Consider the following 20,730-nt stretch of genomic DNA (forward strand, 5'->3'; position numbering starts at 1 on the left):
GTTGAAGGTAACCCCCTGATGTAGGTCAAAAATCAAAATGGTCCGGATCCGGGCCGACGCGAAGGTTTTGATTCAATCCGTCAATCCGCTCCATCTCTTCTTGGGTGAGTTCAAAGTCGAATACGGATGCATTTTCAACGATTCGATGCTCTTTGGTTGATTTGGGAATCGTCACAATGCCGCTCTGCAGGTCCCAGCGTAGAATCACTTGGGTAACGGATTTGTTGTGCCTGTCCGCAATTTCTTTCAAGACCGGATTGTCCAGCAATTGACCATGCATTAAGGGAGACCAAGCCTCAAATTGAATCCCCTGCGATTGGCAAAAATCACGCAGCGGGACTTGTGTCAAGCGGGGGTGGAATTCCACTTGATTCACCATCGGCTTAATTTCCGCTTGCTGCAGCAGTCGTTGCAGGTGATGTATGTGGAAGTTGCTTACGCCTATCGCTCTTACCCGGCCTTCTTTATAGAGTGTTTCCAATGCCCTCCAAGAGGATTCAAACTTTCCTTCTACAGGCCAGTGAATGAGATACAAGTCCAGATAGTCCAGGTTCAGCTTGCCCAAGCTTGTTTCAAACGCGGCTAACGTCGATTCGTATCCCAAGTCGGCGTTCCATACTTTGGAGGTGACAAAGAGCTCCTCTCTCCGTATGCCGCCCGCTTCCAGACCTGCACGGATGCCTCGACCTACGCCTTCTTCGTTACCGTAGATGGCCGCCGTATCGATGCTGCGGTATCCATAACGGATAGCCGTCTTTATCGCATTCTCAAGCTCGGGGCCTTCTTCCACTTTAAATACTCCCAGCCCGAGCCAGGGCATGGCAACACCGTTGTGTAGAGTTGTCGTATCTTGCAAATGTTTCATCATAGGGAATTCCTCCATTTTATGTCGCATTCTTCTTTACTTCCTCGTTCTCACTTCAAGTTGTCGCCGCGCGCTTCCTGTCTTTACGTTCCAATGCCATGCTCCAGCCGGTAAGAACAACAGCCCCAAACACCATCAAGGCACCGATCCAGGCCGTGTGGATGAGACCGATCGAATCCGTGATCACTCCGCCCAAGTACGAACCGACAGCAATTCCGGCATTAAATGCGGCAATATTGATCGCGGAGGCGACATCAACCGCGGAGGGGACGAAACGCTCGGCCAACATAACCACGTAGAGCTGCAGCCCCGGAACATTCATGAAAGCCATTAAGCCCATCAAAAAAATCACGATTAGTGCCCCAGCTTTAAACTCTGCGGCGAAGGTAAGCAAAAGCAGCACAACCGCTTGTATGATGAACATATAAAAAAGGGCCGAAAGCGGATTGCGATTGGCCGCCTTACCGCCGATTACGTTGCCTATGGCGATGGCTATCCCGTATACCAGCAAAATAACGGCGACCGCTCTTTGGTGAAAGCCGGTGATTTCTTGCAGCAGCGGGGCCAAATAGGTGAAAACAACGAACGTTCCTCCATAGCCCAGGGCCGTGATGATAAACAACAGCAAGATGCGGCCGTTGGTTATTAATTTGAACTGATCGCTGAAGGCGGCGCGTTTACCTTTCTGTAAACCCGACGGCACCATCATGCTGTTGGCGATGAGTGCAATAAGGCCGATAGCGACGATGGCGACAAAAGCGGCTCTCCACCCCAACTGCTGACCGATAAAGGTCCCGAAGGGCACCCCTGTGACGATAGCTACGGTAAGTCCCGTGAACATAAAGGAAATCGCGCTCGCCCGGCGATGCTCGGGAACCACCGCGGCTGCGATCGTCGAACCGATCGACATAAATACGCCGTGGGAGAAGGCGGAAATGACGCGGGCAATCAGAAGCAGCTCGATGCTTGTCGAAATCGCCGCGACGGTGTTGCCTATAATGAAGACGATCATAATCCAAAGCAGCAAAGCTTTGCGCGATATGTTCGACGTCAAAGAAGTCAGGACGGGAGCTCCAATAGTAACACCGAGCGCATACAGAGAAACGGTCAACCCTGCGGTTGTAACCGGAACGTTCATATCCTGTGAAATAAGGGGTAACAGCCCTACGCTGATAAATTCAGTGGTTCCAATGGCAAAGGCGCTAACCGCCAAGGCCAAAAGCGCCAGCGTGTTATTTTTTTGACTCAATGCATGTGCCTCCTTACTCGTTGATTTGTATAGGAACAAGCTGTGATTATATCGGCCGGCCGGCACATGCTATTATGATGCATAGTTGACGCAGAGAAAAGTACGCACTTTTAAGTACTGTAGGTACTTTGAAGTACCTATACCGTTTTTGCTTGGAAACAAATAACGTCCCTGAATGAATGGTTCAGGGACGTTACTATTGTAACCGGGCTATTTTATTGAATGTAAATCGCCGTCACGGTTTGGCCTGTTACATGCAGTACTACCTGCTGATTCGAGACAAGTTTCGATGCGTCGCCATAGATTGTCACAGGGGACGATACGCTGTAGGTAATGTTCTGCGTTGTTCCGTCCGTATACTTCTGATTAATGGATATGGCGGAAAGATGACCTTGACTGTTGAGCGTTTTGCCGGTGATTGTGCCAACCGCGGTATAGGTTTGATTGGAAGTGCTGCTGTTGCGGGTCACTTCCACATAAAAGACGCCGTTATTATAAGATCGGATCGTAACGATATCTCCAATCTGCAGATCGGATACGTTCGCTTTCACGCCGTTCCTTATAACAAACGCATTCGCATTCAGCGTCAGTGTCGATGTTTGACTGCCGTTAAGCATCGTCAACGAGTTATTGGTAACGGTGGTCAGCAACGTTCCCGTAGTCTGGCTGACGGCCGGTTGAGAGGTCGAGCCTCCGGCCAATTGCGTCACTTCGGCATAAATAACGCTGTTATTATAGTAGCGGACGGTGATTGCGTCCCCCGGCAGCAGTGCGCCTGCACCGCTTTGCCCGCCGGCGCGGAAAATAAACGCATTCGAGTCCAGATTCAGACTGAAGTTCTGGCTTCCGCTTGTAACCACAAGAGCATTGCCGTAGGAAGGTACCGCTACGGTTCCTGTTATCGTCCCGCTTGCGGTGCTCGGTTGAACGGCCGTTCTTGTTACTTCGGCAATAGCCACCGTATGATTATATGCATACACGGTTACAACGTCCCCTGCTTGCAGCGTGGAAGAGCTTACCTTGGAGCCGTTGCGGTAGATGAAGGCGCCGCTGTTCAGCGCCAGGTTCTCCAGCTGCCCGCCGTTTACCATCGTTAAGACATTGCTGCCGGCAGAAACGACTGTGCCCGTAACCTGCTTGCTGTATGTCGGCTGTGTGCCGATGCTGCCGGCAGGGGTTGTCACTTCAACGTATACTACCGCATTACTATAAGCGCGGGTGCTCACGATATCTCCGATTTGCAGTGCTGAGGCATTTACCTGTGCGCCGTTGCGAAAGAAGAGCGCATCCGCGTGAAGGGGCAGGCTCACCGTTTGACTTCCGTTCGTAATGGTGAGCAGGTTATTGCCCGCGGCGGCTGTGACCGTACCGGTATTTACTCCGGATGGCAGCGTCGGCTGAGCCGGTTGATTCGGCCATTGCCCGACGTGGCTTGTTACTTCAACGAAGAAAACGACATTATTATAAGATCGGGTTCTTACGACATCTCCGGTCTGCAGTGCTGTTGCGCTTACCCTGGCTCCTCCGCGGAAAATAAATGCGTTAGGATCCAGCGTCAGCGACACCGTCTGGCCGCCTTTGTTAATGGTCAACACATTATTGACAACCGCCGTCGTTACGGTGCCCACCACAAGTCCGCCGCTGCTGTCAGGCAATTGGTCTCCCGCGCGGTCGAGCAGCGCCGCAATTTCCGCGCGCGTAACCGGCTGCATCGGACGGAAGGTGTTGTCCTCGAAGCCATTCACAAGCCCTCGCTCCACGGCCACAGCCACATAGCCTATGGAGCCGGCGGGAATTTTACCTGCGTCGGAGAACGCCAGCTTCACGTTCATTTTTGCCTTTGCTTCGCTTTCCAGCTTCAGGGCTTTGACAAGCAGCGTCGTTGCCCATAAACGGTCAGACGGTTGATTCGGTTGAACCATCGTTTCCGATTCGGAGAACAGGTCGTTCTTCAAGGCCACCGATACGTATCCAACGGCCCATGATGGTACTTGTTTGGCATCTTTGAAGTTCAATTGGGTTTGCATTTCCGCCGCGGATTCCGCCTGGTCTCTCAGCCCCATCAACCGAACGGCTGCGGCAATCGCCTCGATACGGGTTACCTTTTCGTACGGCCGGAACGTACCGTCGGAATAGCCATCAAATATATTTCTTGACGCGAGGCTGGCAATGTATCGCAAAGCCCATTCCATGTCTCTGCCTTGAATATCCTTAAAATCAAGATTTCCTCTTTGCCCTTGCCGACCGTTGCCGTTATTTTGTTTCTTTTCGTTATGCTTAGAATCTTTCCAATCGTCTTTCCAGTCCTTTGAATCCTTTGCAAACGCGCTGGTGCCTGCGCCAAGTACCATGGCGGCCGTCAAGCCGGTAATGACAAGCTTTTTCATTGGAAAGCGCTTCATCCCGAAATCTCCCCTTTAAATAAGATAAGAGCAAGATATGAAGTATACTTAGAGCGAATACTACAATCTTTCGAGTGCTTACCATAATATGGAGGGGTTGTAAAAAAAATTTCCTCTTGCTTCTTACTCACTTAAAAGAGTGACGGCTTTGTTTTTCCACATCTCAATGTACGGAGCGTCGATAGCCCACTGGATCATCACGACGGACTCCCCTGCGGCTAATGGCAATGTTATCAATGGGCGGGAGCTTATCTTCATATCATACGAGTAAACGGTAAGTTCCTTGTCCGACACGATACCGACCAGCTCTCGCTTAGGAGAAGTGAAGGCATCCTTCGCATCCGGACGAACCTGCCGGACTTCGCTCCAATCCACTGTCAGCCGATCGTAAGAAACGACTGAGTCCGGCAGGTCCAAGGAGATGTCATGGAGCCGGTAATGGTAAGCATTGTTCTGCTCGTTCATGGAATATAGGGCAAGCTGCGGAACCCATTGACCTCTTTCACGCACGATGGCCCAGCTTTCACCGGGTTCGATCTGGGCACCTTTCATAGCGCCGTTATTAGAGGTTTGCTGTGAATTGGTGTTTAAGGCCATCAGTTTGGCTTGTACCGATGCACCGTATAGCTTGTTTAATGAGAGATGAGAATCTTGAGCGGGAGCCGGATTCTGTTTGGATTTCTCCTGCATCAAATCCTGGACTTCTTTTACCCACACGTAGTCATATCGAACTTCCTTGCCCCCCTCGACATGCCGCATGGATTGGGCGACCGACAAGTAACGGTTCCCCGCGAAAAGCAGCTTCTCCGTTGTCTTTAGGGGCTTGGCCGGCTTTGTATCAAATGCTTCAGGCTTTTTAGACAGGGAAGCAAGCGAAGCATTAAGTCTCCATGATTCTTCATTTCCCTCTACCTGCTTCTGCGGTGCGATTTTGAGAAAATCCGTCTTGTATGGCATTAAGATCCCTTCTCCTTGCGCAAGGGCTTGCAGTTCTCCTTCTCTATCGGCTAACAATACCGTTCGGTATGAGCTGTACTCCGGCATACCTGAAGCTGATGGGTGATCCTGCCTTAATCCGATTAACACAGCGGATTGGATTTCCACTTCATTTTGATCATACGAATATCCGAATGAAGGGGAGGCCGATGAATCCTTGAATGAGCGCTGTTCTTCGCCTGTATCGACGGGTCCTTTCCCCCATTTACTTTGCATTTCTATCGACAGGAAAGCAGCAACTATTAAGAGCGAGACACTAACCATACGGAACCACGGAAACCACTTTCTTGATTTACTTTCCTGCTCGTTCGCTCGTTCAACTATGCGTTTTTTTAATGTGTCGGAGAACCCGTTTCGGGTAAGCGGTCCGTTAGCCAAGCCATTTTTCAACTCGTCATCGATCTGCTTCATGACTCTGATTCTCCTTCTTTTTCGCCATTTTTTTTCGAGCATGAAATAAACGAGATCTTACTGTTCCTTCGGTTATCCCAAGTATTGAAGCCATTTCCTTCATCGATAATTGATAATGAGCGTATAATATAAGCACCTCACGGTATTTGAGCGGCAGCTCCAGTACCATTTTCCACAAATCATTGACTGCGAATTGATCAATAACCTCTTGTTCCGCAGAGGAAGTCACTGAGGAATTTGTAAGGAAATCAATTAAGGTCACCTTGCGGTAAAATGCCGAACGCCGGTAGTCGACCGTCATATTGCGGGTTATCGTCAGAATCCATGTTTTCACGGAGGACTCGCTTCGGAAGGAGTACAAGTTTCTGTATACCTTTAAAAACACTTCCTGTGTGATATCATCCGCCTGATCCCATTTTTTCGTCATGCTAAAGGCATAATTCCATACATCTTTCCCATAGGCAGCCATCAGCTCTTCAAAGATGGCTTTTTTATCGGAGCTCTCTGATAAATATCTTAAATAATCCAAATTCACATTAGATTCCAATCCCGCCACCTCGACTATTAGACGAACAACTCACATAATTAGTTCATTTTTCCACAGCAGTATTGTATAAAATTTACCACGAAATTGGCTTTAAATAATCTACTGTTAAAATCTTGTCATCAACTGGGTGCTATTTTACGAATATCGAGTGCTGCGTGAGGCTCTGACGAGTTGACGGAGTGTGTAATCATAATCAAACAAACATTTGACTGAATAGAAGCGCAGAAGTAGTATAATATTATAATCAAATGCTTATTTGAGTGATTGGAGAATTATTATGACCGAAAAAGATACATGTGAGCTGTATTGTTTTGACGAAGCCAAAGTCAGCCGTGTCCAGCAGGCGCTGAAGCAGCAGGACCTTCCAGCCATGGCAGGCATGTTTAAGGCGCTTGCCGATAAAACGAGAATGAAGGTGGCGTTCGCACTTTGTAAGGAAGATGAAATGTGCGTTTGTGATGTAGCTCATGTGATTGGGTCCTCCCTGGCGACGGCATCGCATCACCTTCGAACACTCAAAAAGTTAAATATCGTGAAATACCGGAAGGAAGGCAAGCTCGCGTTCTATTCCCTAGAAGATGAACATGTACGGCAGCTCATTATGCTCGCTTCCACCCATAGCAAGGAGTTGATTATCAGTGGAACCTAATACGCAGCAAGGAGAAGACAAAAACGTATACCGCGTCCAAGGATTTACCTGTACAAACTGCGCCGGCATCTTTGAGAAAAATGTGAAATCTCTCCCCGGAGTGCGGGATGCTCAGGCCAATTTCGGTGCAGCCAAAATTACGGTTTACGGGAGCACTACCGTGGAAGAGCTGGAGAAAGCCGGGGCATTTGAAAACTTAAGGATTACGCCGGAAAAACAGCGTGTGATCGAAAAGAACGAACCGTTCTGGAAAACAAACTGGAATGTGCTTGTATCGGCACTGCTTCTGGCCGCAGGATACATTCTAGGTGAGCTGTATGATGAAGGAAGCACGGTCTCCTCCCTTGTTTATGCAGCATCAATTGTGACCGGTGGTTACGAACTCTTTCAAAAAGGCATCAAGAACCTGTTTCGGCTGCAGTTTGATATGAACACCCTCATGACGGTCGCCATCATCGGCGCAGCGGCGATTGGTGAGTGGGGCGAAGGTGCGACCGTCGTCATTCTCTTTGCTATCAGCGAAGTGTTAGAGCGTTACTCCATGGAAAAAGCCCGGCAATCCATTCGTTCTCTGATGGACATCGCGCCAAAGGAAGCGCTCATTCGCCGCGGCAGCACTGAGCTTATAGCCAGCGTCGATGACATCGTCGCGGGTGATGTGATGATCGTCAAACCCGGTCAAAAGCTAGCCATGGACGGTGTCGTCATCAAAGGGAGCTCGACCTTGAACCAGGCAGCCATTACCGGCGAATCGATGCCGGTGACAAAAACAATCGGTGATGACGTATTTGCCGGCACGCTGAATGAAGAGGGCTTGCTCGAGGTGAAGGTAGTCAAAACTGTTGAAGACACCACGATCTCGAAAATCATTCATCTGGTGGAAGAAGCGCAAGCCGAGCGGGCACCTTCACAAGCATTCGTAGACCGGTTCGCGAAATACTACACGCCGGCTATTGTGATTTCTGCTCTGCTCATTGCCGTCATTCCGCCGCTGGCGTTTGGCGGAGCTTGGGGCGAATGGATTTACAGAGGCCTGGCACTGCTCGTCGTCGGATGCCCTTGCGCATTGGTGATATCCACGCCGGTTTCGATTGTGACTGCGATCGGTAATGCAGCAAAACACGGCGTGCTGATCAAAGGCGGTGTTCATCTGGAGGAGGCAGGTCGAATCTCTGCAGTCGCTTTTGACAAAACAGGAACGCTGACCAAAGGAGTTCCGCAGGTCACGGATTTCGTTTCCTTTGGCGGCAGTCCGCATGAGCTGCTTAAAATCGCAGCCGTTCTGGAAAAAGGCTCGCAGCATCCGTTGGCCTCCGCAATATTGCGGAAAGCGGAAGAGGAGCAGGTTGATTATAACGAAGCTGTAGATGACTTCAGCTCCATCACCGGCAAAGGCGTGAAGGGAAGCTTAGGAGGGAAGATCTACTATATCGGCAGCCCAAAGCTATTCAGTGAGCTGCATACGGCAGTTGATCCAGAAGCGGTAAGAAGCATTAAGGAACTGCAAAACCAAGGGAAAACGGTCATGGTGCTTGGGACACAATGCGCGATCCTTGCGCTCATAGCAGTTGCCGATGAGATCAGGGACTCCAGCAAAAATGTCATTCAAAAGCTGCATGAGCTCGGGATCAAGAAAACCATCATGCTGACCGGCGATAACAAAGCCACAGCAGATGCCATCGGCAAGCGGCTCGGCATCGCCGAAGTCAATGCAGAGCTCCTGCCGCAGGACAAATTAGCATATATCAAGACGCTTCGCTCAAAGTACGGTAATGTGGCTATGGTCGGCGATGGGGTGAACGACGCTCCTGCTCTTGCCGCATCCACTGTTGGTATAGCGATGGGCGGAGCCGGCACCGATACCACTTTGGAAACAGCCGATATCGCCTTGATGGGGGACGATTTGAGCAAGCTGCCCTACACCATGAGCCTCAGCCGAAGAACGCTTGCCATCATCAAGCAAAACATCACTTTTTCGCTCGGTATCAAAGTAGTGGCGCTGCTATTAATCCTTCCAGGCTGGCTCACGTTATGGATGGCGATCTTTGCCGATATGGGGGCAACCTTGATTGTGACGCTCAATAGTTTACGCTTGCTGCGTGTGCACGACAAATAAACCTGCAGCCCTTCATTGCCGGTTTCAATCGTATTCCATTATCATGGCTGTATTCTTTGCTCTCTCTTCGCCCAGCAGCTTTCCTACAACGTACAAAGAAGCATCTATGCCCGCAGATACACCGGCGGACAATACCATTTTTCCATTATCAACGAACCGGGCTTCCGGTACAATTTCTGTGGATGATGGCACCACTTCTTTTAACTCATGAATAGCTGAACGATTTGTTGTTACTTTCAGTCCATCCAGCAAGTTGGCTTTTGCTAAGATCAAAGCTCCCGTGCAAACGGACAGAACGATTTCAACATCGTTTGATGTTTCCTTGATCCACGTTGTTAGGCTTTCATTGAGCATTTCCTTTCTTGATCCCCAGCCGCCCGGTATAACCAAAATGTCCGGTTTAGGACATGTATCCAAAGTATAGTTTGGATTTATGCTTAAACTCCCAATAGCTCTTACCGGGCTGTTCCATTGTGCCACAGTGTATACCTTGAAGTCTCTCCCACGATTACTTGCCGTAATAAAAACCTCAAACGGTCCTACAAAATCCAGAGGCTCAACATTCTCATAAATCAAAATCGCTACATTTCTACATTGCCGTACCTGTTCCATATCATCATCTCCCAGAAAAGAATAAAAGTATTCGGTCAATAACCGAATACTTTGCCCAGGCGTACGGCATATGAAATATGTGCTCCCTCGTGGTTCTCCACGTTTACGCCAGTAACACATACCAAATCATTCCTAATCCACTTATATCAGAAATATCTGAATATTACAATATTTAATTCACCTAGGTTGAAAATTAGATTACACTTCGTCGACCATAGGCAAATATGATCATACCTATGCCTAACATAGAGCAAACCGTATACATAAATGAGTAGGAGGAAAGATCGGCGATAGGGCCCATGATAATTCCACCCAGAGAAACACCTAAATCGGCCATTGCAATAAATAAACCAATGAGCACATTGCGATTCCATTGCGGCAGAACAAACGTCAAATACGTTGTTAACGTAGGATAGAGGAGCGCTTGTGCGATTCCCATGAATACAGCGCCTACATAGAATAAATACACTCCAAACGCCACAGATAAGCTTACGCTTAGCGCAGCTGCCGTCATTATGAGCATAATTCCAATAATGAAAGGTGAATGCCACCTGCCGTCGGAAGGAATTTTGCCTTTAAGCGTGAATCGCGACAAGACGATAGTACCTGCTTGAAGCATGAGATAAATCCCCGCATTGCCGCCTTGTATTTGATCCGCGTACAATGGAATAAATGTTGTAACAGCTCCAAACACAATAGAGGCAACCAACATCAAGACGCTGCATTGGAACAAGTACGGGTTTTTAACCAGCTCGCCGTAGGACCTGAACATCGCAAACCCTTGCACTGCCTGAGTTGGGGCAGGATCAGCCTCTTTCCTCTCCAACCTGGCGCTGTAGCCCACAATTCCTGTTAAAATCGCTAAGGTAATCATGGTCACTGTAAAATAACTCATATCCCCGGCTTGCCAAATGCCTAAGGCCAGTAAGGGACCAAAAATTCCAGGCATATAGGAGCATAAGGAATACATCGAAATGCCTTGGGAACGATCCTTGTCCGGCAGCGCATCAATAATGCCCAGCTGTAATGCCATGGAGAAGAAAGCCGTGCACATCCCTTGCAGAATACGCGCAACGAAATAGCCTCCCAATCCGGTAACCGTGTACAGAACTAATGCAATCCCATTGATGACAAGAATTGTGCGCAGTACTTTAATAGGGCCAAGCTTGTGTATCATGTGGCCTGCCCACGGCCGAAAAAGCATGGTGGTCAACAAATAAGCTCCCATGACGATCCCGATGGTAGAATTCGCAGCGCCTAGTGACTCCCCTTTCAATGGAATGATGACATTAAGTATGGAGTTGGCGCTGAAGTAACAAAGAGTTAACAGATATAACCGCAGAAAAGGCCATGACAAGGCTCCCCTCACATCTCCTGCTCCTGTCTCTATTGAATTTGCAATCCAATTTTCCAAATCAAATTACGCGATAATCATCTGCAGCAGCATTCTCGCATACGATGACTGAACGTTTTTAAGCTCTCCTATAGTAACCATCTCTTCGATCTGCCCATTTCTAATGATCATGACCCTATCACATAGATAGGCTGCAGCCTGTATATCATGAGTTATGAAAATATATCCCATGCTGTACATTTTCCTCAAGCTCCTTAGCAATTCAAGCACTTGTATTTGTACCGACCCATCCAGAGAGCTGATGGCTTCATCTAAAATAATGCATTTCGGCTCCGTGGAAACAGCGCGTGCAATACAGACCCTTTGAGCCTCTCCCCCGGAAAGCTCATGAGGGTATTTTTTTCGATAGGACGGATCAAGTCCCACTTGATGCAATAACAGATCAATCTTGCTTTGTCTTTCTTTTGGGCTATATTTTCTCATCCTCAAGGGCTCCATGATGGCTTCCTCCACCGAGTAGAAGGGATTGATGGAAGAGGTGTAGTCTTGAAATACGGCACTAATGTTTCCCCATCTGGATTTTCGGTCCCCTACACTCTTTCCCTCAAACAGAACCGAGCCTTCATCCGGCTTTTCAATACCCAGCAGCAGCCGCCCTAATGTGGATTTGCCGCTTCCGCTTTCTCCGATAATGCCGAGACATTCCCCGGGCTGCATTTCGAAGCTGATGCCTTTCAATACACGCTGTCTCTTCGATGAGAACAATCCGCCTTGTTTATAGGATTTCTCCACACGATGAACGCTCAGCAATGCCGACACCCCCCATAATTTGCGTAAAATGCTGATGTATCGCTTGCTTCGTGGATACTAAGTACCGGGTATATTCCTGCTGCGGATCGAAAAAAACGGCTTTCGTTGTCCCTCTCTCAACAATGACTCCATCCTTCATGACCAAAACTTCATCGGCCATTTTTCTAACAACGCCCAAATCGTGTGAGACGAATATCATGGAGCAGCCCATCCGTTCCCGCAGCTGAACAAATTGCTCGACAACCTCGTATTGTGAAACCGTATCGAGTGCTGTTGTCGGTTCGTCAGCGATGATGATGTCAGGCTCCAATACGATGGATAGAGCAATCATTACCCGCTGCAGCATCCCCCCGGAAATCTGGTGCGGATACTTGTTCATCACCTCAATGGGGTTCATCAACCTTACGCTTTCCATGGCATGCTTCATTCGATTCGTTATTTCCTCACAGCTCCAGCCGTAATGCTGCTCGAGAGTCTCCTTAAGGTGAACGCCAACCACGCGTGAGGGATCGAATGCGCGCATGCCATTTTGCATAATCATGCAGATCTGTTTCCCTCTTTTCTTCCGCATTCCCTTATCTGTAAGTGTGGTCAAGCTTTCTCCTCTGAACCAAATGTCCCCCGATTGGCGGAGCCCGGCTTTGTTCAATCTCATAATCGCCTTGCAGGTTACGGACTTGCCGCTGCCGCTCTCTCCTACGATAGCAAGACAGCTTCCTTCTTTAACATGAAAGGAACTATCACGAACAATCGCTTCCCCGGTTTCACGATTCCAAATTTTCAAATTTGCAACCTCCAATAGGTTCATCACTCGGTTAGGCCACCTCTCTTTCTTTAAGCCTGGTAGCGGATCCTATTGCGTGATCTGGAGTCACCTTCTTAGAGGTCATAAGTTTAGGATCTAAAGCAACCTGAAGCGCATCAGACAAAAAGTTAACGGCCGATACGGTCACGATGATGGCTAAGCCAGGAGCTAGCATGAGTTCAGGACGCGAGAACATGACCTCCCTCGCCTCATTTAGCATCATACCCCATTCCGCATGAGGAGCCTGAATCCCTAAACCGAGGAAGGAGAAGCCTGATATTTGCAAAATCATGGACCCGAAGGAGCTGCTTGCTATAACGGCAATATCGGGAATGGCAACCGGCAGAACATGGCTTACCATAATTCTACTATCCTTCACGCCTAGCGCTTTGGAGAATTTGACATATTCCGATTCGGCAAATTGCATTACCGAGGTCCGAATGATGCGAGCAAACCATGCCCACTTGGACAAGACAAACGCGATGAGAATATTCTCAAAACCGACGCCAAGAATGCCGATAACCGCCAAAGTCATGACATATCCCGGGAAAGAAAGCATTACATCACAAACTCGCATCAAAATTGCATCTATTTTCCCCCGGAAATAGCCCGCAATGAAACCTGCTGCTCCCCCGAATAAGATAGTTAGAGCTAAAGCAAACAGTACCCATAACACACTGGGACGGATTCCGTATATTAATCTGGATAGGATGCACCGACCAAGATGATCATTGCCCAATAAGTACTCCCATGATGCGGAGGCAAATCGAAGCTCCATATGGACTTCTCCGGGGTCATGCGGCGCAACCCAAGGGGCCAATAATCCGGCAAGCATCGTTAGAGCCAGTATGGATAAAGAAACCGCTGCGACTTTATCTTTGAATAGGTTGTTTAACCGTATCATCTAAAACTCCTTTCTTAGCTTAGGGTTCACTGCAGCATGGATCACATCGGAAACGGTATTGAACACAACAAAGGCTGCCGCCAGCACAAGAACATAGGCTTGGATAAGCGGAAAGTCCCTGCTTAGAATGGATTTCACGCTTAAAGTCCCTAGACCGGGCCATGCAAACACGTTTTCCACAACGACCGTGCTCCCCAGAATAATAGGAATTGCCATACAAAAAACCGAGATGGCTACCTGCATTGAATTTCTTAGTATACGCATCGTTACTTTCGTTTCCGTCAGTCCGCAAGCCCTACCGTACAATACATAGTCCTCATGCAGGTTGCTTAACATAGAGCTTCTTACGATTCGAAAATATACACCGGTGTAATTGATCGCAATGACACTAATCGGCAAAATATAGCTCGTGTACGATTCCATCCCGCTTGTCGGTAGCCAATCGAGTTCTACGGAGAAATACCAGATCAGTAACGCAGCCAGTCCGTACGAAGGCATGGACGTCAGGAAAAAGTTAACGCCTCTAACGGATTTATCAAATAACTTTCCTTCTTTCCATGCACATAACACGCCTAGTCCAATAGAAAGGACAATAATGACAAGAACCGAAACTACCGTAAGCTTGAACGTATTCAGAAAAGCCGGACCTACCAATGACCACACAGGCTGGCCTGTAACATAGGAATATCCAAAATCCAACTGCATGCACGCAAGGAGCCAAGTAATGTATTGAACCAGAAACGGCTTATCCATGCCGAGTTCCGCCTTTGTCAGAGCGATTAACTCCTCCGTAATTTGGGGTACTCCTTGTGCTTGCAGCACTACTTCAGCCGGATCCATTGGAGATAAATGAATGAAGATGAACGTTACAAATGTAATCGTTAAAAGCAATGGAATGGACATGAATAGCCGCTTGATGATATATCTTCCCATTGACGCACCTCTATCCTATTTCTAAACAAATAAAAGGGGGATGCCCCTTTTTATTTGTCTGTTTATTCAAAGTACATTCGCTCAAAAGGAAGCTCAAATTGGGTTTGCTTAAAGGAAATCCCCTTTAGTTGTTTGGGGGCAACGATCGTGACGCTTCCATTGGTAATGGGGATAAAGACTGCTTCATCATGGACCATTCTTAAGATATCAGCGTATAGTGCTTTTCGACTGTTCTCATCCATGGACACCATGACCTGGTCAATCTTCTTGTACAGCTCATCCGCCTTCACCATGCCGCTGGTTGTATGGAAGTACGATGACTTTGTGGTAAATGCAGCAATGGTGCTTTGAGGGTCATAAGCCAGTCCCCAGGTTTGATTAAATAACAAATCATAATCCCCCGAGGATCTTCGATTCGCGATGGAGCTTGATTCCTCTCCGATGATCTCCAAACCCATCCCTATTTTTTTCAACGAGTTTTGGATAAACTCTGCCTGTGTCTTTTGGGAGGAAGAACTGGCGTCATAATATAGCTTCATAGATAATTTGCTTCCGTTTTTCGTTCGAACCGTTTGGCCTGCTTCCAGCTTCCATCCGGCCCCATCCAGAATTTTTTGAGATGCTTCCGGATCATAGACGCGGTTTTTCAGTCCAATGTCGGCGTAATTTACATTTGTTGAGAATAAGGTGTGCGCTGCTGATTCCGTGCCGTTGAAGATTTGCTTGCTAATCGCATCCCGGTCGATCGCATGCCATATCGCTTCACGCACGGCAGTCTCATGTACCGGTTGATTCGATTTACTGCTATTGGCAACGATCATTTTGGTATTCATCGCTTTACTTCTAATAAGCTGGTATTCACCCGAATCCGTTAGCTTTTTCATCGCTTCCACATCAAGACTGTCCGTACCCCGATCATCCGTAAATACAAAATTCACTTCTCCCTTTTTCAAAGCCAAGAAGGTCGTTTCCCCGGCAGGAAGGACTTTAGCGGTAATTTTCTTTACTTGAGGCACACCGCCCCAATAGCTTTCGTTAGCTTCGAAGACGGCATACTGATCGATTTTATGCTCCGCAAGCTTATAAGGACCTGTTCCATTGTAGCCGCTTACCCCGTTCTTTGTTTCTCCGTTAATAAAACTCTTTGGTGAAATGAAAACAAAGGGGCGGGTCATCGACAATTCGAGCAGCGCCGGATAGTAAGGTTCCGACAATACCAATTGGACAGTATGTTCATCCAATACATTGCAGCCGCTGATTTTTGTTGATAGCTTGATCCAGGCATGCTTGCTTGCATTGCTTTGCACAGCTTCTATATTTTTCTTTACCGCTTCCGCGTTAAACGGCTCCCCATCGTGAAATTTCACGTCTTTTCTTAAATGAAAGGTGTATGTTTTACCATCGTCCGATACTTTCCAGGATTCCGCCAATAAAGGCTTGATGCCATCCTCGGTGTTTTCGACCAAAGACTCATAAACCATCCCTTGGGCTGGCATTGAACCCGGATACAAATGGGGATTCATATCATTGATATCTTTAGCTGTTGCATACACGATCTCTCTTCTTGTATCTGTTGTCCCGGTGTTGACCTTGCGTCCGTCACTGCAGCCCGCTATCAGTAACATGAACGCCAACAAAGCAGATACAAACATAACCACACTTTTCACCACGAAATATCCCCCTAAAAAGTAGTAATCATTGAACCCATAAAGTCTGAACAAGCGCTGTACAAGGCAAAAGCAAGTTTTCTTATTTGTAATTATTACGATTTGATTCTATACAAATTTTAGATTCCCGTCAATACCTTCCTTTTCAGCTTTCATCCGCAGCTAGTGTTCGCCGTTTAGCGCAACAAGGCCACCGATCCTTATCGGCAGCCTTGTCATGGTGACATTGTATCTTCCCGGATATGTTGTGTATCGACAAAAATGACGCTTCTCTTTCGAATAGTATTTTACCAAGCTTTGGACAGGGAGAGAATCATGCAAAATGACGTTGAACTAGCTGTAACCAAGATTGAAGAACTAAATGTTCGAAACCAACGAGCAATGATGGAATTGATCAAACGAAGCCTGAAAATGACTGACGATGATTTCAATAAGGAGCTCTTGCTGGCTTACGCCTATCAGAACCCTGTTCACATTTTGGAAATAGCTATTGCGCTCCAATATGAGGAGATCCTTAAGTCACTGCCTGACAAATTTCTTTGACACGAGGCTTTTATTCCATTAACCATTTTTTCACTTTACTATCCATCTCGCTTTGTAAATGCTTTATATTTCCGGCATCTTGTTGAACGAATTTCAGGTATTTTTTGGGGAACATCTTCTTTAAAGAAGATGAATACAAGCTCCCGTCTTGAGGTTCTACATACTTGATAACCGAGTAACGTTCTCCATCTCTCTTCAATTGCATTACCGCGGGTAAAGAATGCCCCGATTGGTTTTCTACACCGGTTGATTTATTAAAGCCACCGAAATAAGACCACATATAGACACTGAGTATTCCGTTGGACTTGCTCGTGCCATATACTTTATGGACCTCAAATTGCTTTTCTGTAGAACGATTAGAGGAGGTGTATTTGCTAATAATGTAACTGGAAATCAGCTCATCCATCTCATTGGTAACGTTTGTATCCCCGTCTTGTAACTCTATCCCTCTTCCGTTACAACCTGACACCATAGCCACAATAAAAATGAATACAGCAACAATTAGTGTATTTCTCAACCTGCTCATCTCCCCCCCCACACATATCAGACGGTTTTTAATTGGAAAAAGTTTTAAATTATGAATTAAAACCACTCTTTTTCTTCGCATGGTAATATTTCCTGGTAAGAAATACCCAATTTGTGAAATTTACAAGCGTTATTACAACTATCCATATGATCAAAGATGACATGGTGGTCCATAACCCGAACCAAGGCAATACTCGCCCAGCTGCCACAAATGTAGTTAATGGTGAAAGAAGCAAGAGGATCAAGATTGGGAGCAGCCACCCGATCGATGATAGAATCCATTTCCCGGTCGAAATGCCCTTATTGCTCCCATTGATACGATAATATGAATATAAACCCCAAGCAACTGTCGACATGACGAGAAAAATGATAACTCTCTCCATAGTACTGCTATTTAACCTAGGAGCTTCGGGCGTTTGACCCCCAATGATCTTTGCAATCCCGTCGACAAAAGCTCCATAATCGACAAAAGTATTTAATCCCAAGTTAAACATCATCGCGATGCCAAGTTGTTGGTTCAAATATATCGTTTCCTCTGCTTTATACGTCCAGAATATTCCGTTATGAGAAATGGTCCGCCCCGCCTGTTCCTCCTTCCCCGCCATCCAACCCATTCCATACGGGCCACTCGGTCCGGCCTTATGGTACTCCTCCATCAGTTCAGGTACAAGAAGACGTCCATTATATTGAGCAAGCATCCATCTTGCCATATCTTCTGCAGTTGAAACAATACCTGCTGGACCGTCAATAAACCAAGGAGGTTCAGCTTGCCTTACAGGATGGCCTAGCAATAAATAATGCCCCCGCGGAATGTCAGGATTATCATTAATTTGCTGCGTACTACTAACGCTGAAGGTATGGCTCATACCCAGAGGCTCGAAGATATTCTTTTGCATATAGGTGTGGAAGCTTTGTCCGCTTACTTTCTCCACAAGAAGAGCCAAATATTGATAATTCGGGTTGTGATAGTTATAGGAGTTTGCGGGATTATTAACGAGCTCGACTATGCTTAACGATTGATTAATCTCCCGCAGAGATTGATATTGGGGGGAACGTGTCATGTCAGGATTCACTTTATCATTAAGACCGGTAGTCTGATTCAACAAATTCCGTATCGTAATGGTACTAACGCGATCATCCTTAGGAGAGAGGTCTGGAAAGTAGGCTGCGTAAGGCGCGTCAAGGTCGATTCGTCCTTTTTCCGCCAACTGCAGGACCGCTAGTGCCGTGAAAGATTTGCTTAAAGAAGCGATGGGAAATGGGGTATTGCCGGTGATTTCGCGGCCATCTGAAAATGTACCGTAACCTGTCGCATAGAGTACCTCTTCGTTATTAGCTATCGCGAGAGCCGCAGCCTTAATATTGTTGACTTCCATGCTTTTTTTGACGTAATCATCAATATCTTGAAGTATTTCGGCTTTGTTTCGAAGCTCCATTGCAGCAACAGGTTTAGCCAGGATTGACAACATCAGTAGTGCACTGCTCAAGCATAAAATTAGTTTTTTATAAACGGTTGTCATGGTAGCACTCCCTCCGTACTAGTTACAGCTACTGTAACAGGCAAATCTTAAGAAAATAGGAGGTTTTTTCTTGCTATTTATTAAGTTCTTGTTTTTTGACCAGTGCTATCGTATCACTCGTTGTAGCCTCCCACTTCGTATCTACACGAAAAGGCAGACACCGAGCAGCTGAGGCTGTCACCCCTTCGATGCTAATTATTTCTTTCAAGTGACTATGTTACTTCAAAGTGCGTACTATTCACTTGCTGTCCGATGGTACACAATGACATAGAAAACAATAATGAAAGGAAGGAATGCATATGCATATTCAACTTAGTGAACCTTCTGTTCGCAAAACTGCTCTTGTAGTTGGGGCCAACGGTGTCATCGGACGCAATCTTATTGAATATTTGATGAAGCTTCCTGATTGGGACATCATCGGAATATCGAGACGCGGAGGTGAACGATCCGATAAGGTTAAGTATATTTCCGTCGATCTTCTCGATGAAACAGATACTCATAAGAAACTCGGCAACCTCACAGGAGTCACCCATATCTTCTATGCCGCTTATCAAGATCGACCTACATGGGCTGAGTTGGTTCCACCAAATCTTACCATGCTTGTTAACGTCATCAATGCGATTGAGCCGGGTTCTCCTTCGCTTCAGCACATCAGTCTCATGCAAGGTTACAAAGTGTACGGAGCTCACCTCGGCCCATTCAAAACACCAGCTAAAGAAACGGATGCCGGCCACATGCCGCCGGAATTTAACATCGACCAACAACAATTCCTTGAACAGCGGCAACAAGGACAGAAATGGACGTGGTCGGCGATTCGTCCATCTGTCGTTTGCGGGTTCGCTATGGGCAATCCGATGAACTTGGCTATGGTAATCGCGATCTATGCTTCGATATCAAAAGAACTCGGGTTGCCGCTTCGCTTTCCAGGTAAACCGGGAGCTTACCATAGCTTGCTGGAGATGACCGACGCGGAACTGCTGGCAAAGGCAACTGTTTGGGCGGCGACCGACAGCCGCTGCGCAAATCAAGCGTTCAACATCAATAATGGCGATCTCTTCCGTTGGAGTGAGCTCTGGCCGAAAATTGCCGATTATTTTGAACTGGAGATCGCGCCTCCGCTGCCTATGCCGTTAGAGGTGGTGATGGCGGACAAAGAGCTGTTGTGGAACACAATGGTCATGAAGCACGGCTTGGAGAACAACAGCTACAAGGACGTTTCATCTTGGCGCTTCGGGGACTTTGTGTTTTCTTGGGACTACGATTTTTTTGCTGACGGAACAAAGGCCCGCCGGTTAGGTTTCCACGAATTTATTGATACAGAAGCGATGTTCATGAGCATTTTCGACGACCTCCGTCGCCGTAGAGTGATTCCTTGACTATCTAGCGGTTTACAAGGCCGGTTCTGCATTCTAGGGGCCGGCTTTTTCCGGATCATTTTTCATCAATTTCTTTATCCCGAAGAGTACCTTAGCCCTGCCACCGTACGCCCGTTCAACATACAAGTCTCCCCACCTGCACATTAGATGGAGAATATCTTTAAGACTCCATCCAAATTCCGTCAGCTCATATTCCACTTTCGGTGGGATTTCATTATAAACGGTACGTTTTATAATACCATCGTCTTCCAACTCCCGCAGCTGCTGCGTCAACACTTTTTGTGTTATGGCAGGCAATAACCTAAGAAATTCCCCATTTCGTTTTTTGCCAAACGTTAGATGAAATAAAATAACCGGCTTCCACTTTCCGCCGATTATCTCGAGTGTCACTTCCACTGCCGTATTAAATGTTTTCTCCGGTTTGAGCATTGTGAATAGTTTCGCCT

19 protein-coding genes and 1 riboswitch are annotated in these 20,730 nt (G+C 47.1%); of the genes, 4 read left to right on the top strand and 15 right to left on the bottom strand.

From position 1 onward, the window contains the following. Positions 1 to 25: 25 nt before the first annotated feature. The 5 genes from QMO62_RS29150 to QMO62_RS29170 all read right to left on the bottom strand — a co-directional run bounded on the left by QMO62_RS29150 (position 26) and on the right by QMO62_RS29170 (position 6,470). Positions 26 to 868: an aldo/keto reductase gene (locus tag QMO62_RS29150; protein WP_284645998.1), complete on the bottom strand. Its 843-nt coding sequence runs from the start codon at positions 866 to 868 to the stop codon at positions 26 to 28. Positions 869 to 920: 52 nt separating this feature from the next. Beyond that, positions 921 to 2,114: an MFS transporter gene (locus QMO62_RS29155; RefSeq protein WP_284645999.1), complete on the bottom strand. Its 1,194-nt coding sequence runs from the start codon at positions 2,112 to 2,114 to the stop codon at positions 921 to 923. Between the two features lie 215 nt (positions 2,115 to 2,329). Then, on the bottom strand, positions 2,330 to 4,516 hold the full coding sequence (locus QMO62_RS29160) for an S-layer homology domain-containing protein (protein ID WP_284646000.1): 2,187 nt from the start codon (positions 4,514 to 4,516) through the stop codon (positions 2,330 to 2,332). Between the two features lie 123 nt (positions 4,517 to 4,639). Then, the gene (locus QMO62_RS29165) at positions 4,640 to 5,923 is read right to left on the bottom strand and encodes a hypothetical protein (RefSeq protein ID WP_284646001.1); all 1,284 of its coding nucleotides are present in this window, start codon (positions 5,921 to 5,923) and stop codon (positions 4,640 to 4,642) included. Then, a complete protein-coding gene (locus tag QMO62_RS29170) occupies positions 5,907 to 6,470 on the bottom strand; it encodes an RNA polymerase sigma factor (RefSeq protein WP_284646002.1) in 564 nt (187 codons plus the stop codon). Before QMO62_RS29170 ends, QMO62_RS29165 begins: the two co-directional genes overlap by 17 nt. A gap of 277 nt (positions 6,471 to 6,747) precedes the next feature. On the opposite strand from QMO62_RS29170, the gene QMO62_RS29175 reads away from it, so the two are divergent. Together QMO62_RS29175 and QMO62_RS29180 are read left to right on the top strand one after the other, a co-directional pair. Then, a complete protein-coding gene (locus QMO62_RS29175) occupies positions 6,748 to 7,119 on the top strand; it encodes an ArsR/SmtB family transcription factor (RefSeq protein WP_284646003.1) in 372 nt (123 codons plus the stop codon). Further along, positions 7,109 to 9,235 (top strand): heavy metal translocating P-type ATPase, encoded by a 2,127-nt coding sequence (locus tag QMO62_RS29180; protein ID WP_284646004.1) that lies wholly within the window; start codon positions 7,109 to 7,111, stop codon positions 9,233 to 9,235. Before QMO62_RS29175 ends, QMO62_RS29180 begins: the two co-directional genes overlap by 11 nt. Before the next feature lie 24 nt (positions 9,236 to 9,259). Here the strand turns inward: QMO62_RS29180 and QMO62_RS29185 are convergent, their stop codons facing one another. From QMO62_RS29185 to cntA, 7 genes are all read right to left on the bottom strand, one after another. Next, complete coding sequence (locus QMO62_RS29185; protein WP_284646005.1) at positions 9,260 to 9,847, bottom strand: DJ-1/PfpI family protein; 588 nt, start codon at positions 9,845 to 9,847, stop codon at positions 9,260 to 9,262. A 46-nt stretch (positions 9,848 to 9,893) separates the two neighbouring features. Then, a riboswitch (ZMP/ZTP riboswitch) is annotated at positions 9,894 to 9,973 on the bottom strand. Positions 9,974 to 10,040: 67 nt separating this feature from the next. Then, the gene (gene cntE, locus QMO62_RS29190; RefSeq protein ID WP_284646721.1) at positions 10,041 to 11,216 is read right to left on the bottom strand and encodes a staphylopine family metallophore export MFS transporter CntE; all 1,176 of its coding nucleotides are present in this window, start codon (positions 11,214 to 11,216) and stop codon (positions 10,041 to 10,043) included. 51 nt (positions 11,217 to 11,267) lie between these two features. Beyond that, the gene (locus QMO62_RS29195; protein ID WP_284646006.1) at positions 11,268 to 12,011 is read right to left on the bottom strand and encodes an ABC transporter ATP-binding protein; all 744 of its coding nucleotides are present in this window, start codon (positions 12,009 to 12,011) and stop codon (positions 11,268 to 11,270) included. Further along, entirely contained in the window at positions 11,977 to 12,819 is an 843-nt protein-coding gene (cntD, locus tag QMO62_RS29200; RefSeq protein ID WP_284646722.1) for a staphylopine uptake ABC transporter ATP-binding protein CntD, read from the bottom strand. The genes QMO62_RS29195 and cntD overlap by 35 nt, the downstream gene beginning before the upstream one ends. Before the next feature lie 7 nt (positions 12,820 to 12,826). Continuing rightward, the gene (gene cntC, locus QMO62_RS29205) at positions 12,827 to 13,720 is read right to left on the bottom strand and encodes a staphylopine uptake ABC transporter permease subunit CntC (RefSeq protein ID WP_284646007.1); all 894 of its coding nucleotides are present in this window, start codon (positions 13,718 to 13,720) and stop codon (positions 12,827 to 12,829) included. Further along, positions 13,721 to 14,653: a nickel/cobalt ABC transporter permease gene (gene opp1B / locus QMO62_RS29210; protein ID WP_284646008.1), complete on the bottom strand. Its 933-nt coding sequence runs from the start codon at positions 14,651 to 14,653 to the stop codon at positions 13,721 to 13,723. It lies immediately after the preceding gene. 62 nt (positions 14,654 to 14,715) lie between these two features. After that, positions 14,716 to 16,305, bottom strand: coding sequence for a staphylopine-dependent metal ABC transporter substrate-binding lipoprotein (gene cntA, locus QMO62_RS29215; protein WP_443690017.1), 1,590 nt, complete (start codon positions 16,303 to 16,305; stop codon positions 14,716 to 14,718). A gap of 330 nt (positions 16,306 to 16,635) precedes the next feature. Between cntA and QMO62_RS29220 the strand changes: the two genes are divergently transcribed. After that, on the top strand, positions 16,636 to 16,863 hold the full coding sequence (locus tag QMO62_RS29220; RefSeq protein WP_284646009.1) for a hypothetical protein: 228 nt from the start codon (positions 16,636 to 16,638) through the stop codon (positions 16,861 to 16,863). Between the two features lie 10 nt (positions 16,864 to 16,873). Here the strand turns inward: QMO62_RS29220 and QMO62_RS29225 are convergent, their stop codons facing one another. Both QMO62_RS29225 and QMO62_RS29230 read right to left on the bottom strand, forming a co-directional pair. Next, positions 16,874 to 17,470, bottom strand: coding sequence for a hypothetical protein (locus QMO62_RS29225; RefSeq protein ID WP_284646010.1), 597 nt, complete (start codon positions 17,468 to 17,470; stop codon positions 16,874 to 16,876). Next, positions 17,439 to 18,908, bottom strand: coding sequence for a serine hydrolase domain-containing protein (locus tag QMO62_RS29230; protein ID WP_284646011.1), 1,470 nt, complete (start codon positions 18,906 to 18,908; stop codon positions 17,439 to 17,441). The genes QMO62_RS29225 and QMO62_RS29230 overlap by 32 nt, the downstream gene beginning before the upstream one ends. 299 nt (positions 18,909 to 19,207) lie before the next feature. On the opposite strand from QMO62_RS29230, the gene QMO62_RS29235 reads away from it, so the two are divergent. After that, positions 19,208 to 20,284, top strand: a complete 1,077-nt coding sequence (locus tag QMO62_RS29235) for an SDR family oxidoreductase (protein WP_284646012.1) — start codon at positions 19,208 to 19,210, stop codon at positions 20,282 to 20,284. Between the two features lie 33 nt (positions 20,285 to 20,317). Here QMO62_RS29235 and QMO62_RS29240 read toward each other — a convergent pair whose 3' ends face one another. Further along, positions 20,318 to 20,713: a winged helix-turn-helix transcriptional regulator gene (locus tag QMO62_RS29240; protein ID WP_284646013.1), complete on the bottom strand. Its 396-nt coding sequence runs from the start codon at positions 20,711 to 20,713 to the stop codon at positions 20,318 to 20,320. Positions 20,714 to 20,730: the final 17 nt, after the last annotated feature.

Origin of the sequence: Paenibacillus silviterrae (genome assembly GCF_030167925.1) — a bacterium.
GTDB classification, from domain to species: domain Bacteria; phylum Bacillota; class Bacilli; order Paenibacillales; family NBRC-103111; genus Paenibacillus_G; species Paenibacillus_G silviterrae.

Excerpts from the sequence above, each read along its gene's own strand:
- cntA (WP_443690017.1), bottom strand. The coding sequence starts at position 16,305 with ATGTTTGTATCTGCTTTGTTGGCGTTCATGTTACTGATAGCGGGCTGC.
- QMO62_RS29175 (WP_284646003.1), top strand. The coding sequence starts at position 6,748 with ATGACCGAAAAAGATACATGTGAGCTGTATTGTTTTGACGAAGCCAAA.
- cntD (WP_284646722.1), bottom strand. The coding sequence starts at position 12,819 with ATGAACCTATTGGAGGTTGCAAATTTGAAAATTTGGAATCGTGAAACC.
- QMO62_RS29230 (WP_284646011.1), bottom strand. The coding sequence starts at position 18,908 with ATGACAACCGTTTATAAAAAACTAATTTTATGCTTGAGCAGTGCACTA.
- opp1B (WP_284646008.1), bottom strand. The coding sequence starts at position 14,653 with ATGGGAAGATATATCATCAAGCGGCTATTCATGTCCATTCCATTGCTT.
- QMO62_RS29165 (WP_284646001.1), bottom strand. The coding sequence starts at position 5,923 with ATGAAGCAGATCGATGACGAGTTGAAAAATGGCTTGGCTAACGGACCG.
- QMO62_RS29240 (WP_284646013.1), bottom strand. The coding sequence starts at position 20,713 with ATGCTCAAACCGGAGAAAACATTTAATACGGCAGTGGAAGTGACACTC.
- QMO62_RS29185 (WP_284646005.1), bottom strand. The coding sequence starts at position 9,847 with ATGGAACAGGTACGGCAATGTAGAAATGTAGCGATTTTGATTTATGAG.
- QMO62_RS29220 (WP_284646009.1), top strand. The coding sequence starts at position 16,636 with ATGCAAAATGACGTTGAACTAGCTGTAACCAAGATTGAAGAACTAAAT.
- QMO62_RS29150 (WP_284645998.1), bottom strand. The coding sequence starts at position 868 with ATGATGAAACATTTGCAAGATACGACAACTCTACACAACGGTGTTGCC.
- cntC (WP_284646007.1), bottom strand. The coding sequence starts at position 13,720 with ATGATACGGTTAAACAACCTATTCAAAGATAAAGTCGCAGCGGTTTCT.
- QMO62_RS29235 (WP_284646012.1), top strand. The coding sequence starts at position 19,208 with ATGCATATTCAACTTAGTGAACCTTCTGTTCGCAAAACTGCTCTTGTA.
- QMO62_RS29225 (WP_284646010.1), bottom strand. The coding sequence starts at position 17,470 with ATGCGAAGAAAAAGAGTGGTTTTAATTCATAATTTAAAACTTTTTCCA.
- QMO62_RS29160 (WP_284646000.1), bottom strand. The coding sequence starts at position 4,516 with ATGAAGCGCTTTCCAATGAAAAAGCTTGTCATTACCGGCTTGACGGCC.